Annotated in this window: 13 protein-coding genes and 1 tRNA gene; 10 read left to right on the forward strand and 4 right to left on the reverse strand. The window is 73.5% G+C overall.

What is annotated here, in order from left to right:
- The first annotated feature begins 96 nt into the window (after positions 1 to 96).
- The 3 genes from I847_RS24755 to I847_RS0118105 all read left to right on the forward strand — a co-directional run bounded on the left by I847_RS24755 (position 97) and on the right by I847_RS0118105 (position 6,447).
- Positions 97 to 5,070, forward strand: coding sequence for a hypothetical protein (locus I847_RS24755; RefSeq protein WP_231384277.1), 4,974 nt, complete (start codon positions 97 to 99; stop codon positions 5,068 to 5,070).
- A 138-nt stretch (positions 5,071 to 5,208) separates the two neighbouring features.
- Positions 5,209 to 6,090, forward strand: a complete 882-nt coding sequence (locus I847_RS0118100) for a hypothetical protein (RefSeq protein WP_051275049.1) — start codon at positions 5,209 to 5,211, stop codon at positions 6,088 to 6,090.
- Positions 6,091 to 6,144: 54 nt separating this feature from the next.
- The gene (locus I847_RS0118105; protein WP_155856219.1) at positions 6,145 to 6,447 is read left to right on the forward strand and encodes a hypothetical protein; all 303 of its coding nucleotides are present in this window, start codon (positions 6,145 to 6,147) and stop codon (positions 6,445 to 6,447) included.
- 114 nt (positions 6,448 to 6,561) lie between these two features.
- On the opposite strand, the gene I847_RS24760 is transcribed toward I847_RS0118105, so the two are convergent.
- The 3 genes from I847_RS24760 to I847_RS26355 all read right to left on the reverse strand — a co-directional run bounded on the left by I847_RS24760 (position 6,562) and on the right by I847_RS26355 (position 8,304).
- Positions 6,562 to 7,077 (reverse strand): MscL family protein, encoded by a 516-nt coding sequence (locus tag I847_RS24760; protein WP_034610864.1) that lies wholly within the window; start codon positions 7,075 to 7,077, stop codon positions 6,562 to 6,564.
- 118 nt (positions 7,078 to 7,195) lie between these two features.
- On the reverse strand, positions 7,196 to 7,873 hold the full coding sequence (locus I847_RS0118115; protein ID WP_028050808.1) for an SAF domain-containing protein: 678 nt from the start codon (positions 7,871 to 7,873) through the stop codon (positions 7,196 to 7,198).
- 116 nt (positions 7,874 to 7,989) lie between these two features.
- Positions 7,990 to 8,304 (reverse strand): FmdB family zinc ribbon protein, encoded by a 315-nt coding sequence (locus tag I847_RS26355; RefSeq protein WP_081681111.1) that lies wholly within the window; start codon positions 8,302 to 8,304, stop codon positions 7,990 to 7,992.
- 149 nt (positions 8,305 to 8,453) lie between these two features.
- On the opposite strand from I847_RS26355, the gene I847_RS0118130 reads away from it, so the two are divergent.
- On the forward strand, positions 8,454 to 11,012 hold the full coding sequence (locus I847_RS0118130) for a penicillin acylase family protein (protein ID WP_028050809.1): 2,559 nt from the start codon (positions 8,454 to 8,456) through the stop codon (positions 11,010 to 11,012).
- A gap of 30 nt (positions 11,013 to 11,042) precedes the next feature.
- Here the strand turns inward: I847_RS0118130 and I847_RS0118135 are convergent, their stop codons facing one another.
- Positions 11,043 to 11,690, reverse strand: a complete 648-nt coding sequence (locus I847_RS0118135) for a 5-formyltetrahydrofolate cyclo-ligase (RefSeq protein ID WP_028050810.1) — start codon at positions 11,688 to 11,690, stop codon at positions 11,043 to 11,045.
- A 102-nt stretch (positions 11,691 to 11,792) separates the two neighbouring features.
- Between I847_RS0118135 and galU the strand changes: the two genes are divergently transcribed.
- From galU to I847_RS0118170, 6 genes are all read left to right on the forward strand, one after another.
- Positions 11,793 to 12,692, forward strand: a complete 900-nt coding sequence (galU, locus tag I847_RS0118140; RefSeq protein ID WP_028050811.1) for a UTP--glucose-1-phosphate uridylyltransferase GalU — start codon at positions 11,793 to 11,795, stop codon at positions 12,690 to 12,692.
- Positions 12,693 to 12,719: 27 nt separating this feature from the next.
- Positions 12,720 to 13,964 (forward strand): gephyrin-like molybdotransferase Glp, encoded by a 1,245-nt coding sequence (gene glp, locus I847_RS0118145; RefSeq protein ID WP_028050812.1) that lies wholly within the window; start codon positions 12,720 to 12,722, stop codon positions 13,962 to 13,964.
- Positions 13,961 to 14,560: a GNAT family N-acetyltransferase gene (locus I847_RS0118150; protein ID WP_028050813.1), complete on the forward strand. Its 600-nt coding sequence runs from the start codon at positions 13,961 to 13,963 to the stop codon at positions 14,558 to 14,560. Before glp ends, I847_RS0118150 begins: the two co-directional genes overlap by 4 nt.
- 82 nt (positions 14,561 to 14,642) lie before the next feature.
- The gene (locus I847_RS0118155) at positions 14,643 to 15,959 is read left to right on the forward strand and encodes a hypothetical protein (RefSeq protein WP_028050814.1); all 1,317 of its coding nucleotides are present in this window, start codon (positions 14,643 to 14,645) and stop codon (positions 15,957 to 15,959) included.
- Positions 15,960 to 16,010: 51 nt separating this feature from the next.
- A tRNA-Ala gene (locus tag I847_RS0118160) sits at positions 16,011 to 16,083 on the forward strand.
- Between the two features lie 1,156 nt (positions 16,084 to 17,239).
- The gene (locus tag I847_RS0118170; protein WP_196804608.1) at positions 17,240 to 17,725 is read left to right on the forward strand and encodes a hypothetical protein; all 486 of its coding nucleotides are present in this window, start codon (positions 17,240 to 17,242) and stop codon (positions 17,723 to 17,725) included.
- The last annotated feature ends 78 nt before the right edge of the window (positions 17,726 to 17,803 follow it).

Raw genomic sequence — 17,803 nt, forward strand, 5'->3', positions numbered from 1 at the left:
GGCGCGGCGGATCATCTGATCCGGTCCGCGCCCTTCGTGCGTCCGCCCCGGCGCGCCCTCCCCGGCACGGGCCGAGTCCGCGGTTAGCGTTCGATCGTGACCGTCCCCGCGCTCTCCACCGGCTCGGGGCCCGACCAGGCTCCCGAGTCCGCCACCGCCTTCGGCGACGCCGCCGACGCTGCGGCCGCAGTCGTCGGCGCGGCCGTCGACGCCCCCGTGGTCCTGGTCGAACCACCCAGTCCGGCCGAGCTCCTCGAGAGCGCCGTCGCCACCTGGCGGGCCGCGCTCGTCGAGGCTGCGGGCGGGTCGACCCTCGTCGACGTCGAGCTCCTCGGCGAGGCCGCGCTCGACCTGACGGCGGCGCACCCGTCGGGGATCTCCCAGCTCTTCGCCGGCCGCGAGACGCGCCTGTCCAACCTCGTGCGCGACGGTGCCGCCCTGTCCACGGCACGCCGCCGTGCGCGTGCCGTGTCCGCGCGCGCTGCCGTCTACGCCCAGCGGTACGGGATCCTGCCCACCTCGCTCGCCATCGGCGTCGCGACGTGGACCGAGCGGACCACCCCCGACGTGGCGACCGACGACGTCGCCGCACTCGCGTCGGTCACCCGGCACCGCGACCAGACGGGCGTCGAGCAGTCCGAGGCCGTGCCGCGCACGGTCCGCGCGCCCGTCCTGCTCCGTCCGGTGAGCCTCAAGGCACGCGGTTCGGGGGAGAGCGACTACGAGCTGGCGCTGGAGCCGTCGCTCGAGGTCAACCCCGTGCTGGCCCGCGCTCTGCGCTCCCGCGGCGCCCTGCTGGACCCCGGCGCCGTCGCGCGTGGCACGTTCACCTCCAACGGCTTCGACCCGCGCGGCGCCCTGCAGCGGCTCGCGTCCCTCGGCGAGGCCGTGCTCGACGACTTCTCGCTGACCGATCGCGTCGTCGTCGGGACGTTCGTCCACCCGGGCCAGATCCTCGTCGACGACCTGGACAACCTGTCCGGCACGCTCGAGCGCCACGAGGTGGTCGCCGCCCTGGCCGGCATCGACACCTCTCTGCGCCGGCCGCTGCCGGTCCCCGTGCCGGGCGACCGTGACCCCGCGCTCGAGCGTGGCGTCGGCGACCTCGATCCCGCCCAGCAGCACGTGCTCGACGTCGTGGCCACCGGGACGCACCTGTTCGTGGACGCGCCCGCCGGTGCCGACGTGACCGGCACCCTGGCCGCCCTCGTCGCCGACGCCGCGGCGTCGGGCCGGACGGTGCTGTACGTGCCGGGCCACCGCCGCGCGGCGACCGCGCTGGCCTCCCGGCTCTCGTCGCTCGGCCTCGGCGACCTCCTGCTCGACGTCGCGCCCGACGCCGGGTGGCGGTCGGCGATCTCCCGACGCCTGCTCGGGGCCATGACGCTCGAGGCGCCGCCGGTCGACGCGCACGGGGTCGTCGCGCTGCGGTCCTCGCTCGTCGCCGAGCGCGAACGTCTGCGTGCCTACGTCGACGCCCTGCACACCGAGCGCTCCCCGTGGGGCGTGTCCGCGTACGACGCGCTGCAGCAGCTCGCGCGGTTGACGTCGACGCGACCGACCCCCAGGACGACCGTGCGGCTCACCACCGACGTCGCCCGCGTGCTCGACGCTCCTCGGCGGGCGGAGCTGACCGCCGACCTCGTGCGTGCGGGCGAGCTCGGGGCGTTCCAGGTCCGGCCCACCGACACGCCGTGGTACGGCGCCGACCTGCGCACCCGCGCCGACGCCGACAACGCCGTGCGCCGCGTCGAGCGACTCCTCGACGGCATGCTGCCGGCCCTGGTGGAGCGGACCGCCCAGGTCGCCGCCGAGACGGGCCTCGTGCAGGCGACCACACTGCGCGCCTGGGCCGAGCAGCTCACGATGCTCGACGGCGTGCGTGCCGCGCTCGACGTGTTCCAGCCGATCGTCTTCGAGCGCACCGCCGCCGACCTCGTCGCGGCGACGGCGACCAAGCAGTGGCGCGAGCAGCACGACGTGCCCATGGGGTACTGGGTGCGGCGCCGGCTGCGCAAGCAGTCCAAGGACATGCTGCGCCCTGGCCGCCCGATCGCGGACCTGCATGCCGCGCTGCTCGAGGTCCAGGCGCAGCGTGAGGTGTGGCAGGCGCACTGCCCGTCCGGCGGCTGGCCGCGCCTGCCCGACGGGCTCGAGCTCATCGAGGAGGAGTTCGCCGCCGTGCGCGCCGACCTCGACGCCCTCGACGACGTGCTGGAGGGCACGCCGCTGGGCGCGGGCCTGTCGTCCCTGCCCTTCGCCACCCTCGTCGAGCGCCTGACCCGGCTGCGTGAGGACACCTCCGCACTGGACACGCTGCCCGACCGCGCCGGCCTCCTGCACCGCCTGCGGTTCGCCGGGCTCGGCCCGCTGGTCGAGGACCTGGCATCGCGTCGTACGGCTCCGGCCCTCGCGGCCGCGGAGCTCGACCTCGCCTGGTGGAGCACCGTCATCGAGCAGATCCTGGCCGACGACCCGGCGCTCGCGGGCTACGACGGCACCGCGCTCGGGCGCCTGTCCGCGCACTACGCGACACTCGACCGCGCACACGTCGACAGCCTGCCCGGGCCGGTGCTCACCTCGGTCGTCGCGCACATCGGCGCTGCACTGCGCCAGCACCGTGAGCAGGCCGAGGCGCTGTTCGCGGACCTCGTCGAGGAGCGGCTGACCACGCTGCGCGACACGGTCACGCGCCACCCGGACGTGGCCCGTCGGCTGCGCCCCGTGATCGCCGCGAGCCCCATGCTGGTCCCGCAGGTGCTCCCGCCCACGCGCACCGTCGACCTCGTCGTCCTGGACTCGGCCGCGCACCTCCCGGTCGAGGTCGCGCTCGCCGCGATCGCCCGCGGTCGTCAGGTGGTCGTGCTCGGGGACGCGCGCTGCGCCTCCAGCACCGCGGTCCGCGCGCTCGCCGACGTGCTGCCCTCCGTGGCACTGCTCGCCGGTGCGTCGCGTCGCGACCCGTACCTGACCGCCTTCCTCGCCGCGCACGGCTACGCGGGCGTCCTGCGTCCCACCCCGCTGCCCCAGCACCGGCCGCTCGTGCACCTCGACATCGTCGACGGCACCGGCATGCCCGACCGAGCCACCGGGATCATCGACTCGACCCGTGAAGAGGTCGAGCACGTCGTCGAGCTCGTCCTGACGCACGCGCTGCTGCGTCCCGACGAGTCCCTTGCCGTCATCACCGCGACGCCCCGGCACGCCGAGGCCGTCCGCGAAGCCGTCCTCGCCGAGGTCCGCGCCAACCTCGCGCTCGCCGCGTTCTTCGACGCCGGCCGCGCCGAGCCCTTCGTCGTCACCGACCTGCCGAACGTCGCCGGGCTGCGCCGCGAGGCCGTCATCCTGTCCGTCGGGCTGGGCCGGACGCCGCACAAGCGGGTCCTGCACAGCTTCGGGCCCGTCTCCGCGCCCGGTGGCGACGCGCTCCTGCTCGACGCTCTCGGGTCCACCCGGCACCGGCTCACGGTCGTGTCGTGCTTCGGGGCCGACGACCTCGACCCCGACCGTCTGCGCGGCGCCGGGCCGCAGCTGCTCGCCGACCTGCTCGCGTTCGTCGGCCGCCGTTCCGCCGGCTCGGCCGACGCCGACCTGGTGACGCCACGGTTCACCGTGTCGGACTCGGCGGTCGCGCTGGCCGTGGCGCCCGGGTCCGCCGCCGACTCCGTCCCCGTCGAGTCGCCCGAGCCCGACCGCCTGCTGCTCGACATCGCCGAGCGCCTCTGGAAGCACGGGCTGCTCGTCGAGGCGAACCACGGCATCCCCGGCGGCGAGCGCATCCCGCTCGTGGTCGGCCACCCGGACCTGCCCGACGAGATGCTCGTCGCCGTCCTGACGGACGACGCCGAGTACACCGTCGAGCCCTCGGTGCGCGTCCGCGACCGGCTCACGGCCGACCGTCTCGAGCGCGTCGGTTGGTCCGTCGTCCGTGTCTGGTCCGCCGCCGCGTTCATCGACCCGCAGGCCGAGGTCGACCGCATCCGCCGAGCGGTCCACGCGCGCGTGCCCACGCCCGCCAGCCCCCGCAGCGGCCCGCTCCACCTCGGCCTGCCGGGTCTGATCGACGAGGCCGACGACGTCGAGGACCTCCCGACCGCAGCGTCTGGCGCTGCGACCGAGGTTGCGACGACTCAGGCGGCGGGCTCGGACGTCGCCTCGACGACCGACCCTGCAGATCCCGCTCAGGCGGCAGGCTCGGACGCCGCCTCGACGACGGGTGTCTCCGACGACTCGAGCACCGGGTTGCAGGACGCCGCACCGGTGACCGCGACCGACGACACCCCGGCCGGTGCCACGCCTGACCCCTCCGCCGGTCGGGCCGCCGCGGTGGACGCCGGGAAGCCCCTGCCGACCGGGTCGGTGGCGACGACGACCGGCGCCCTGCCCGTCCACCCCGACGGTTCCGTCTCGACGGACTCGGGTGCGTTCGCCGCGCATCCCGACGAGTCGGCACGTACGGATTCCGGACCGGTGCGTTCGGTTCCCGCACACCCGATCCTCGTGGACTCCGTCCTCACGGGTGCCCTGAGCGCAGCCGCGGTGCGCGCCGAGGCGGCACGTCCCGCTGCCGCGCCGGCGGCGGTCTCGCGGGCCGCCCACAGCGCGCCCCGCGGGATCCCGGTCCAGGCTCCGGCGTCGACCCCTGCGTCCGCGTCGTCTGTCTCGACGTCTGAGCCTGCCGCGCCGTCCGACGCCTCCGCCGGGTCGACCGGCTCCCCGGCCTCGACGTCCGCCCCTTCGTCGTCGGCGGTGGCCTCGACTGCACCGGCCAGCACGGCGTCCGGCGGCGTCCGTGCCGACCAGGGCACGCCAGAGACGCCGACGAGCCGTCCGCTCCAGCTGGCGCTCGCCGTCCCGACGCGGCAGCGTCCGGACGTCCGACGGGGGCTGCCGATCGGCGCGTACAGCGACGACCAGCTGGACGAGCTCGTCGCCTGGCTCCGCTCCGACGAGCAGGAGCGCACCCGCGAGGAGCTCGCGGCCGCCCTGCGCGACGAGCTGGGAGTCACCCGCCGCTCGTACCGCATCGACACGGCTGTCCGCTCGGCGATCGCCCGAGCCCTGTCCTGAGCAGACCGGACGACGCCCCGTCGCTTGTCGGGCCTCGCCCGGTACCCGATACGGCCGCTGCTGTCCCGCCGGTGATGGCAAGATCTCGCCGTGCCCCCGATATGGCGAGCCCTCGACCGTGGTCGAAGCACGAAGGCCGTGACGGCCGAGTCGGGACCGATCACGAGCGACGTCGAGCCGGTCGCGGCTCCGGACGTCGCAGACGGTAGCGCGCGCCCTGGCGCTTTCGACCTGTGGTTCGAGGCCGAGGGCGGTCTGCGGATGTCCTCGGGCGACGGTCCGACGTTCCCCGTGCCGGCGTCTGCGGTCCCGTCGGGCTGGATCGGGACGACAGGCCCGGGCTTCGACCCGACGACCTGGCCGCGCGGCACGGCAACGGGACTGCCCATGTTCCACGCCATCACGCTGCTGCTCCCCGAGGATTTTCAGCGTCGCGGCCCGCACTACCCGGCGGTTGCGTTCTTCCAGGGTGAAGGTCAGTTTGCCGCGTCGCGGACCGCGGCCGACGCTGATGATCCGTTCGAGGTCGACCTCGCACGTTCCACGCCGCACGCGCAGCTGCGCCGCCGCGAGGACGTCATCGACGGGCAGTTCGCGCTCGTGTGGCTCACCCAGGAGGAGTTCGACGCGGGTCCGAGCGCACCGCCGCCAGACCCTCGACGCCCGGGTGAGCATGTCGCCACGGACGAAGGCCCGAACGCGTGGGACACCCTCGAGCCGACCCGCACGGTCTGGCTGCGGGAACGGCCCGATCCCAACGCGGGGCTACCCCCGGTCGACGCGTTCGGAGCCGACGGGTCGCCCGGGTACGTCTCGCCGTTCGACGAGCAGTTCGCGGTGCTGCCGTGGGCGCAGGACCTGCCGACGTCCCATCTCGGCGGGACGGCGTTCCCGGTCCAGGGCCTCGCCGAGGGCTTCACTGCCTACTACCTCGAGCTCGAGGAGCTGCCGGGCCTGAACTTCGGGTCGGGGATCGCGCAGATCGACCTGGAGTCGGACGCGTTCGACTGGGCGTGCTGACCAGTCGTCGTCCGTCAGGCGCCGGGGACCTGGCCACGGTGGGATCATCGGAGGGTGTCGGACACTCGGGGTGGGCGTGGCCAGGGGCCGCGTCGGGCCGTCCGGCGCGCCGGAACCGTGGGCGGCGACGACGCGAACGTCGTCTCCGTGCTGCCGGCGATGACGGCCGGCGCGGGCGACAGGGCGTCCGAGGAGTCCACCGAGCACCGGCCGGCTGAGGCCCCGTCGGAAGCGCGGCGCGCAGCCCGCACGGGCGACCACGACCGAAGCGCTGACGACACCGACGTCGGCTGGGGGGAGCGGACGCCGGGCTCCAACGACGACCGGCTGATCACGGACAAGCCGCCGCACTGGTGAGCGCCGACCACGCCGGAGACTCGGAGCCCAGTCCCGAACAGCCGGACGTGGGCACCCGGGATCTCCACATCCGCAGCTGTGGGTCGGTGGGTACCTCCGCACGGCGGCGCGGCGTCAGGTGGGCGGCGGTGGTGTGCCTGGGGTGTTCGGGCCGGGGTCGTTGCGCCCGCCCGGCGCCGCGCGCCCGGCGAGCAGGTCGCGGATCTCCTGGAGCAGGAGGATGTCCTCGGCCGGGGCCGCCGGCTCCGCCTCCACACCTCTCCGGCGACGGTTCGCCAGCGCGTTCAGCGGCAGGATCACGAAGAAGTAGACGGCGACCGCCGTCAGGAGGAAGGCCATGAGGGCGTTCAGGATCACGCCCACCTGGATCGGCTGGGCACCGTCGTTGCCCGGCCAGGTGTACGGCCCGATGTTCCAGAGGTTGTCGAGGTTCGGCTGACCGAAGATCCACCCGATGAGCGGGTTCAGGAAGTTGTCCTGGACCGCGTTGATCACGGCCCCGAACGCGATGCCGATCACCACCCCCACGGCCAGCTCGATCGCGTTGCCGCGTGCGATGAAGTCCTTGAAGCCCTGCAGGACCGGCCTGCTGCCGTGGAGCCCGTCGCCGCTGGTGAATCGATCCGTCATGGTGCTCCTCGTCGAGGGGGCTGGTGGGCGCCGGCACTCCCGGTGGACGTGCACCGCCGGCCGAGGTGGACCGTCGGGCGCCGTGCATCTCCCGTCGCTGTGCACCGACGGTTGACGATCATGGCACGACGACCGCGGACAGCAAGGCGGAGGCAGCGGCGCCGGCGAGGGCCGGTGCCTCGTCGGGTGACACCGCGACGAGCACGGGCACCGAGTCGTCGTCGGACGTCCTGCCGCCGAGCAGCCCGCTCGGCTCAGCGACCTTGTGGGCGACCGGCAGGACCAGCGCGCGTCGGGCGACGACCCCACCCGGACCGCCCTCGGCGGTCGCGGCGAGGACGTCGACGTGCATGCCCGGGGAGAGGAGGCCGGCCACCGCGGCATCGGCGAACCGGACGGTGGCGACGACCGTGCCGGGCGGACCGCGGACCTCGTCGGACGCGAGCAGGCCGGGCCCGAGGGGGCTGCCCGTGCTCAGCGGAACCGCCGCCGACGCTCCCACGGCTGCGCCGACGTCGGTCAGAGCGCCGTCCGGTACGGCCCCGACGGGGAACCGGGCGATCCGCACGTCCGAGAGGGTCAGGGCGGCTCCCGCCGGGACCGCACGAGCCGCGACGACGACGCCGACAGTCGGTGCGCGGGGCGGGCGGAGTGCGTGCACGGTCGAGGTCGCCGCGACGCCGAGGCAGAGGGCGCAGACGAGGAACCGGCAGCGCCACGCCACTACCCGCAGCCGGAGGGAGCCGGGGCGGCGGCGGGCCGTGAGCGGCGGCGGACGTCCGTCGGATGAGCGCATGCCCTGACGGTAGAAAGCAGAGCGCGCGCGCAGGTGCGGCGCCTCGGGTGGACGGCCCGACTCGGGGCTGTGGGCGCGTCGCGCCCAGGGAGTGCCCGAGTCGGACTACCAGCAGGTCAGGAGGATGCGGCGGGCTTCGCGGCAGCGGGTGCGGGGGTGGGGGTCGCCGGCGCGGGCGTCGACGAGCTGGCCGTGGACGAGTCGGACGTCGAGGGCGTCGACGGCGCCGGGCTCAACGTCGACGACTTCGCTCCGGCGCGGGCGTCGTTGCGGTAGAACCCGGACCCCTTGAACACGACCCCGACCGAGGAGAACACCTTGCGCAGGCGCCCCTCGCACTCGGGGCACGAGGTCAGGGAGTCGTCGCTGAAGGACTGGACCGCCTCGAAGGCGTGGCTGCACGCGGTGCAGGCGTAGGCGTAGGTAGGCACGGAACAACGTCTCCTGGCAGGTGGTCGGCGGCTCAGGCGATCAGGAGACAACCTGGCACTCACAACATCCGAGTGCTAATCCTAACGGCAACCGCCGCCACGTCATTCCGAGCGAACGTCCGAGGCGCGGGCGAAGTACCCTCCGAAGCGTGCCTCGTCGCCACCTGGTCCGTCTCTCGGTCGTCACGCTCGCCGTGGTGCTCGTCGTCGTGCTCGTCGGCGTCCTCGTCACCGGCTTCGTCGTGGTCCGCCGCCCGCTGCCCGAGGTCGCGGGGACGCTCGAGCTCCCGGGGCTCGGGTCGGACGTCACGGTCACCCGGGACGGCCGGGGAGTGCCGACGATCACGGCGCAGTCGTCGAAGGACCTGTTCATGGCGCAGGGCTACGTCGCCGCGCAGGATCGGTTCTTCGAGATGGACTACCGCCGGCACGTGACCTCGGGCCGGCTGGCGGAGCTCGTCGGCAACGTGAAGGACGCCATCGACGCGGACAAGGTCACCCGGACGCTGGGGTGGCGCAGGGTCGCCGAGCAGGAGTGGAAGGCGGCGACGCCGGCCACGCGGGCGGCGCTGCAGGCGTACGCGGACGGCGTGAACGCGTACCTGGACGGCAAGCCGAAGGGTGCGATCGCGGTCGAGTACACGATCCTCGACCTCCAGCTGGACATCCGAGACCCCCAGAAGTGGGACCCCGTCGACTCGTTGGCCTGGTTGAAGGCCATGGCGTGGGACCTGCGCGGCAACTACGACGACGAGCTGGGCCGGGCGGACGCCTACTCCACGATCGGTGACGTGGGCCGGGTCGACGAGCTCTACCCGACGTACCCGCAGGAGATGAACGCGCCGATCCTCGACCGTGCGGACCTGCCGAGCACCGTCACCGACGCCGCCGCACTCGCCCCGCTCGACCTGTCCCAGGGTGAGCTCCAGCGCGCCGTGGCCAGCGCCCGGAAGGCGCTCGACGCCGTGCCGCACCTGGTGGGGCAGGGGGAGGGTGTCGGCTCCAACTCGTGGGTGGTCAGCGGCGCCCTGACGGCGTCGGGAGAGCCGCTGCTGGCGAACGACCCGCACCTGGGCATCTCGGCGCCCGGCGTCTGGGCGCAGGTCGGGCTCCGCTGCGCGGACGTCTCGCGGGCGTGCCCGTTCGACGTCTCGGGATTCTCGTTCGCCGGCATCCCCGGTGTGGTCATCGGCCACACCCCCCACCTGGCGTGGGGGCTGACCAACCTGGGGGCGGACGTCAGCGACTTCTTCCTCGAGGACGTCACGGGCAGCACGACGAAGGTCGACGGTGGCACGGCGCCGATCTCGGAGCGGACCGAGATCATCGCCGTCAACGGTGGGGACCTGATCCGGCTGCCGGTCCGGGAGACGGTGCACGGCCCGATCGTGTCGGACGTGCTCGACGTCGCAACGGTGGCCGCGGCGCCAGCGCCGAAGGAAGGCCGAACGTTCGAGGTCGCGCTCGCCTGGACAGCCCTGCAGCCGACCCGAACCATGGAGGCGCTGCTCGCGATGGACGTGGCGGCCGACGCGGGCGACATCCAGTCGGCCGCGGCGCTGCTCGACGTCCCGTCGCAGAACATCGTCTTCGCGACGACGGACGGCCACATCGGCTACCAGGCACCCGGCCGGATCCCGATCCGAGCCGATGTGGTCGGCGGCCCGGTCCCCTCGGACGGCACCTGGCCGCGTCCGGGCTGGGACAGCGCGTACGACTGGCAGGGCTTCGTCGACCCGGCCGACATGCCCCGCACGCTCGACCCGGTCGACGGGTTCGTCGTCACGGCCAACAACGCCGTGACCCCCCAGGGTGTGGGGCCGTTCCTGACGAAGGACTGGGACTACGGCTACCGCGCGCAGCGGATCCGCGAGCAGATCCAGGCCGCGAAGGACCACAAGCTCACCGTCGCGGACATGAGCCGCCTCCAGCTCGACCAGCACAACCCGTACGCGGACGTCCTGGTCCCGGTCCTGCTCCAGCAGCACATCGCCTCGGCGTTCGACCGCGAGGGGCAGGACCTCCTGCGGTCCTGGGACCGGGCGCAGTCCGGCGACTCGGCCGCGGCGGCGTACTTCGCAGCGGTGTGGGCGGACGTGCTTCGCTCGGCGTTCGCCGACGACCTCCCGGAGGGCTCCGGCCCGGTCGGCGGGTCGCGCTGGCTCGAGGTGGTCCGCGGGCTGCTCGACCAACCGACGTCTCCCTGGTGGGACGACAAGCGGACCGCCGGGGTCGTGGAGGGGCGCGACGAGGTGCTGACCCGCGCGATGGTCTCCGCCCGCCGGCAGCTCACGGCTCAGCTCGGCCGGGACACGAGTCAGTGGCGCTGGGGTGACCTGCACAAGGCCGCTCCCGAGCACCTGGTCCTCGGGGGACCGTCGGTCCCGGGTCTCGTCCGGTCGATGGTCAATCCCTCCGCCCTCGGGGTCGGGGGAGGCTCGTCGATCGTCGATGCGACGTCCTGGGACGCGAGCTCGGGATCGTTCGGGGTCACGTCCGCGCCGTCGATGCGGATGGTCGTGGACCTGAGCGACCTGGACTCGTCGACCTGGGTGACCCTCACGGGCACGTCCGGGCACCCGGGCAGCGTGCACTACGCGGACCAGTTCGGACCGTGGTCGCGGGGCGAGACGTTCGCGTGGCCGTTCTCGGCAGCCGCGACGCAGGCGGACGCCCACGACGAGCTGACCCTGGTCCCTCGCTCGTGACCGCCTCCGAGCGGCAGCCGCCCTCGGCGCCTAGTTCCTGAGCGCCTCGATCGGGTGCCAGCCCTCAGGCGTGGCGACGGCGTCGACGGTGCGGTCGTGGCGCTCGCTGGGCAGCGGCCGGACGCCGGCGTCGTAGAGCTCCTCGGGGAAGACGAGCGCGACCACCGGGACGCCGGGTCGGATGTGCTCGAGCGCGCGGTCGTACCAGCCGCCGCCCTGCCCGAGCCGTGCCCCGCTGGTGTCGACGGCCAGCGCCGGGGCGATGACCACGTCGGCGTCGGCCAGCGCGTGGGCGCCCAGGGTCGGACCGCCCGGCTCCGGCGGACGTCCGGGCGCGCGCTCGCGCAGGTCGTCGGGACCCGTGTACTCCGCCCAGTCCCGCTGCAGGCCGCTGCCCAGGACCGGCATCAGGACGCGGACCCCACGGGCGGACAGCTCCTCGAGCAGCGCACCGGTTCCGGGCTCCGTCGAGCGGGCGGCGTAGACCGAGACGCAGCGGGCGTCCTGGACGGCCGGGATGGTCAGCACGACCCGAGCGAACGCCTGCGCCGCCTCGTCGCGACGGCGGGCCGAACGCGCCCTGCGGGCCTCCCTGATGGCCAGCCGCAGCTGCTCCTTGACGTCCTCGACGTCGTCACCCTCGGAGACGTGCGGATAGGGCTGGGCGACGCTGCTCATGCGGCAAGTGTCGCACCTGCGACCGTCCGGGTGATCCCCCTGGGGGTGGGTCCCGTGACCCACACCACTGCACATTCCGGACACCCCGGATAGTGTCCCTAGATGACTATCCTCAAGGCCGTCATCCCCGCCGCGGGTCTGGGTACCCGCTTTCTTCCCGCCACCAAGGCGACTCCCAAAGAGATGCTCCCGATCGTCGACAAGCCGGCGATCCAGTACGTCGTCGAGGAGGCCGTGCGGGCCGGCCTCGACGACATCCTCCTCATCACGGGCCGGTCCAAGCGCTCGCTGGCCGACCACTTCGACGCCTCTCCCGAGCTCGAGGCGGCCCTCGAGGCCAAGGGCGACACCGAGCGGCTGGCCAAGGTCCACGAGTCGACCGACCTGGGTCACGTGCACTTCGTCCGGCAGGGTCAGCCCAAGGGCCTCGGGCACGCGGTGCTGCAGGCCAAGCACCACGTGGGCGCCGAACCGTTCGCCGTGCTGCTGGGCGACGACCTGATCGACGAGCGCGACGAGCTGCTCAGCACGATGCTCGCGCTGCAGGAGCGCACGGGTGGCTCGGTGATCGCGCTGCTGGAGGTGCCACCGTCGCAGATCTCGCTGTACGGGTGCGCCGCGGTGGAGCCGTTCTCCGACGACGACGAGGACCAGGTCCGGATCACGGCGCTCGTCGAGAAGCCGGACGCCGACGCGGCGCCGAGCAACCTCGCGATCATCGGCCGGTACGTGCTCAACCCGGCCGTGTTCGAGGTGCTGGAGAGCACGGAACCCGGTCGCGGCGGTGAGATCCAGCTGACGGACGCGCTCGCGACGCTCGCCGAGACGCCTGCCGAGCAGGGTGGCGGCGTCTACGGGGTGGTGTTCCGCGGCCGGCGGTACGACACCGGCGACAGGCTGGACTACCTCAAGGCGGTCGTGCAGATCGCGTCGGACCGGCCCGACCTCGGACCCGACTTCCGCGAATGGCTCACCGAGTTCGTCCGGAAGCGCGACGCCTGACCGACCGCGACGGGGCAGAATGCCCGCATGAGATCGGTGCAGGACCACCTGGCCGCGGTGCTCGCGGCCGTCGGGCCCGTATCGCCGCTCGACGTCGTGCTGCACGACGCTGTCGGCTGCATCCTCGCGGGTGACGTCGTCGCGACGCAGGACCTGCCCGCGGTGGGTGTCGCCACCCGCGACGGCTACGCGGTCGCCGCGCACGACACGTCGCGGTCCGGCCACGCGAGCGAGACGCCGTTGCCGGTCGCCCACGACGTCCGGCCCGGCCAGGGCGGTCCCCTTCGCCTCGTGCCGGGGACCGCGGTGCGGATCGCGTCCGGTGCCCCGCTGCCGATCGGTGCCGATGCGGTCGTCCCGCTGGAGGAGACCGACCGGGGGACCGCCCGCGTCTCGATGCAGCGACCCGCTGTATCCGGCCAGCACGTCCGGCCTGCCGGGTCCGACGTGCGGGCGGGCAGCGTGGTGCTGGAGGCGGGGACCCGGCTCGGTGCCCGACAGCTCGCCCTCGCCGCCGCGCTGGGTCGGGGACGCCTCCGGGTGCATCCGACGCCGCGAGTCGTCCTGATCTCGGTCGGCGACGAGCTCGTCGAACCCGGCAGCACGGGCACGCTCGCCGGAACCGTGTACGAGGCCGACGGGCACGCGCTCGACGCCGCCGTCCGGGACGCGGGAGCCACGTCGGTACGGGTGGCGGCGCTGCCCGACGACCGTGCCGTCCTGCGTGAGGCCCTCGAGGACCAGCTCGTCCGCGCCGACCTCGTGATCCTGACCGGCGGGCTGTCCGAGCTCGCGCACGACACGGTCAAGGACGTGCTCGCGCCGCTCGGCACCGTGCGCCTGGACCAGGTCGCCATGACGCCCGGCTACCGGCACGGGTTCGGCACGATCGGCGGTGAGAACTCCGACGTCCAGCACGACCGGGCCGTGCCGATCTTCGCGCTGCAGGGGCACCCCGTCGCCGCCCAGGTGTCGTTCGAGGTGTTCGTCCGGCCCGCGCTGCGGGCGATGGCCGGTCACGCCGAGCTGTTCCGACCCTCCGTCGCGGCCCTCGCGGAGACGGGGTGGATCTCGCCGCCCGGCCTGCGCCAGTTCGTGCCGGCCACCGTGCTCGGGTCTCCCGACGAGGGCTACCGCCTGACGCCCCTCGGCGACCCGTCGGAGCCCAGCATCAGCGCGCTCGCGCACGCCAACGCGCTGGCGGTCGTCGGCGAGACGGACCTGACCGTGCACCCGGGGCAGACGATCCACTGTCTGGTGCTCGAAGGATGACCGCCGCCGGCTGGCCCGCGGTCCTCGTCGACGGTGCCGTGCGGTTGCGCCCGTTGCGTCGTCGGGACCAGGACGCCTGGATGGAGCTGCGCCAGATCAACGCCGGCTGGCTCGAGCCGTGGGACGCCACCAGCCCGACCCCGTTGACCGGCCCGCGGCCGTCGTTCGGCTCCTTCGTGCGGACGCTCGCCTCGCAGGCCCGCGCCGGCACGACCTTGCCGTTCGCGATCGACCTCGACGGTGCCCTCGTCGGCCAGCTCACGGTCTCGTCGATCGTCTACGGCTCGCTGAGGTCCGCCGCGATCGGCTACTGGGTGTCCGAGCACGTCGCGGGCCGCGGCATCACCCCCACAGCCGTCGCACTCGCCACCGACCACTGCTTCGACGCCCTCGGCCTGCACCGCGTCGAGGTGAACATCCGGCCCGAGAACCGGCCGTCTCTGCGGGTCGTCGAGAAGCTCGGGTTCCGGGACGAGGGGGTGCGCGAGCGCTTCCTGCACATCCAGGACCACTGGTGCGACCACCGATCCTTCGCGCTGACCGTGGAGGACGTGCCCGAGGGGCTGCTGGCGCGCTGGCACGCCCGCCGGGGCTGACCCGGTCCACTCGCGGGTGACGCCTCCCCGACACGCCGCCGCCCTCCCCAGAAGCGTCCGGTCCGGCGCCTACCGTCGGTGCGTGAACGATCTCGCAGGACCGGTCGCGCTCGCGCTGGTCGGCCTGTGGGTGGCGTACCTGGTGCCGCACAAGCTGCGGCACCGGCAACAGCTGCTCGAGTCCCGGGCGGACGACCGGTTCTCCGAGGCGCTGCGCGTGGTGGCTGTGACGTCCCGCGCGTCGCCCTCGGCGGCGTCTCAGGCCACGACGGCAGCCAGCAGTACCGCGGGGCTACTGACCCCGGGCAAGGGGCTACCGGTGCAGATCGGGAGCGCGACAGGAGGCACCACCGTGGACCGACCGCACGGCATGCAGGACCGGATCACCGCCGACGCCGCTCGGCGCGCAGCTCAGGCGCGCGCTGCGCGCGCCGCTGCGGTCGCCCGCCGCGCCGCTGCGGCTCGCCGTCGTGCGGTCCTTGCCGGCCTTCTTCTGCTCGCGACCGTCGCCGGATGGGCCGCCTTCGCGGTCGTGCCCACCGTCGGCTGGGTCGTCGGCGTCGCACCGACCGTCCTGCTCAGCACCGTCCTCGTCCTCGGCCGTCGCGCGGTCCTCGCCGGCCGCGAGGCCGACGCCGAGTGGGAGGCCCGCATCGCCGACGAGCGCCGCGTGGCCGGTGCTCCGCGCACCGGAGCGCAGCGCGCCGTGGCGACCGCCGCCGCGACCGCCCGTTCGGCGGCGACCGAGGCGACGAGCGCGTCGGCCGGTTCGGCGCCTCGCGCCGCCCGTCCGGCGGCCAAGACCGCGACCGCCGAGCAGTTCGCGGCGGCAGCCCGCACCGCGTCCGCAGCCAAGGCCGCGTCGCGGACCGCGGCCGCTTCCGGCAAGGCGGCTCATACCGATCCTTCGTCCGTCGCCGGTCCAGAGCAGGCCGCGGACCCAGCAGCCCGCGACCGCCGCGAGTCGACGCTCCCGTTCGTGACGGGCCGGGCGATCCACCCGTCGGATGCCAGCACCGAGGTGTTCGAGCGCATCGTCGAGGACCAGGGCGAGACCGGCGGCCTGGCACGGCACGCCACGGGTGCGATCCCGGTCGTGCGGCGCTCGGCGCTCACGGGGCCGACCGCCCAGGTGGCCGAGCAGCCCGCCGAGGACGAGGCCTGGTCGCCGATCCCGGTCCCGCGCCCGACCTACACGATGAAGGCGTCGGCCCCGCGCCGCGAACCCGCTCCGCTCGAGAACCTCGAAGGCTCCACGGCGGCCCGCACCTCCACGGTGGCCGACGCCACGTCCGAGGCGGTCGAGGACGTGCGCGGCCCGCTCGAGGCCCCCGTCGAGACCACCGGCAGCATCGACCTGAACGCGGTCCTGGCCAAGCGCCGCGTTGCGGGGGAGTGAGCGGGATTTCGCGAAGCGAGCGGCCGTGGTGTTAGTCTTTAGCCCGCTCGCGGGGCTGTGGCGCAGTTGGTAGCGCGTCTCGTTCGCAATGAGAAGGTCAGGGGTTCGAATCCCCTCAGCTCCACCCGCAGGTGCTAGCAGTTGGTCCGTCTCGGGCTGACGATTGGGATCTGAAAGAGCACGACGAAGGACCCGGCACCGTTCCTGGTGGCGGGTCCTTCGCAGTTTCCGCCTCTTCGGGCGCGGCATCACGCCCACGGGCGTACGTGGCCCGTGCTCCCCGTCGCGGGCTGCGGCTTCGGCGGCTGCTCGCCGGGCGTGCCAGCGGTCGAGCCAGATTGGTGGCGATGACGCTCATCGGGGTCATCAGTGAGGTCTTGGCCCGGCCTAACACGCGGATGCTGCCGCGGCTGATGTCCTGGATGGCAACAGCAGGCCACGAATCGCCGCGAACGTCGACGGCCTCCGGCGCAGTCGGTCTCGCCGATCGAACTGACGTTCCGAACGAGAACCCGGGCAGCCGTCGGTGGTCATTCGATCGAGAAGTAGACCTCCTCCTCGGTCGAGCCCGCTCGCAGTACCGCTGGCATAGGACCAAGACCTGCTGGTGGAGACTCCACGGCCCACGTGATGGAGTAGTCGGAGCCGCGGCTCGCCGCGTCAGCGGTGCCCAGAGACCAGACGTGCCCGTTCTGCTCGACGGTGAGCTCCACATCGACGCTGGCGGTCTCATCGCCTGGCGAACCGGTGTCGCCGCAACCGTCGTGGAAGCCCTCGCCGACGACGACGAACGAGTGGGGAAGGACGACGGTCGGCGGCTCGCTTGCGTCGCTGGCTTCGGCCTGCGCGCCCGCGACGTGCAGGACGGGGGAAGAGCAAGCGGCCGCAGCGCCGGGCGAACTGTGGTCGGACGAGCCAGGCCCGGCGCACGCGCTGCTCGCTGCACCAGCAGCGAGCAACGCCCAAACGACTCGGACACCGCGGCTGCGACCCTGAAGCACTCGAAGCACTTCGCCCCCTCACGTGTTACCCAGTCTGTGTCGTGAAGTCGACCGATCTTGCACCCGTTGGCGGTGCATCTGCGCACGCGCACCCCCGGGCAGCGAGTGTTCCGATGGCGGCATCGAGCGAACCGGAAGGGGATTGGTAGCGCGCCGCCCGGAGTCGGTCCGCCTCGTTGTCATCCGACCACGTTTGCCGGGGCGGGAAGGAGGTCGGAGGCGCATCCCGCAGGTCCCCACGGTCCGCCCGTCCCGCGCTGACGATCGGACCGAATGAGCATGACGAAGGACCCGGCACCGTTCCTGGTGCCGGGTCCTTTGCCCTTCGTGGCCCTTCCGGTCACACTCGAACGCGTGACGCCCGAGCAGTACTCGCAGCTTGATCCTCTGGCTCGCGCACGGTGGATCACCTACGTCGGGCCGCAGTCGGCCGAAGAAGAAGAGCTGATCGCCGGCGAGCAGCATCACTTCGTCCGCGCGGAAGCAGCCGGCTCAGTCACCTCACCGGCTCTGCTGCAGCGCCTGTACGACGACGAGCCCGATCCCGGCGTGCGTGTCGTCATAGCGACCAACCGACACGCACCGCTCGCGCTCATCGGGTCGGTGCCCGTCTATCGCCAGACCGGTGCCTCACTCGTCGCCTATCTGGATGGCCGAGGCTTCGAGGGGGACGAACGGGAGCTGATCGGCGAGGCGCTGAACGCCCACTCGAAGGACGGTCGTCCGCTGGAAGTCTTCGTCGCGGCGGTTCTTGCGGGCCCCTGAATAGAGCTGGCAGGCCCTGTTCACTGCCCAGCGTTCCGGCCGTTCCCGGTACGTCTTACAGGGTGTCGTCGTTGCCGC

The organism is Cellulomonas sp. URHD0024 (assembly GCF_000426185.1).
Classification (GTDB): Bacteria; Actinomycetota; Actinomycetes; order Actinomycetales; family Cellulomonadaceae; genus Cellulomonas.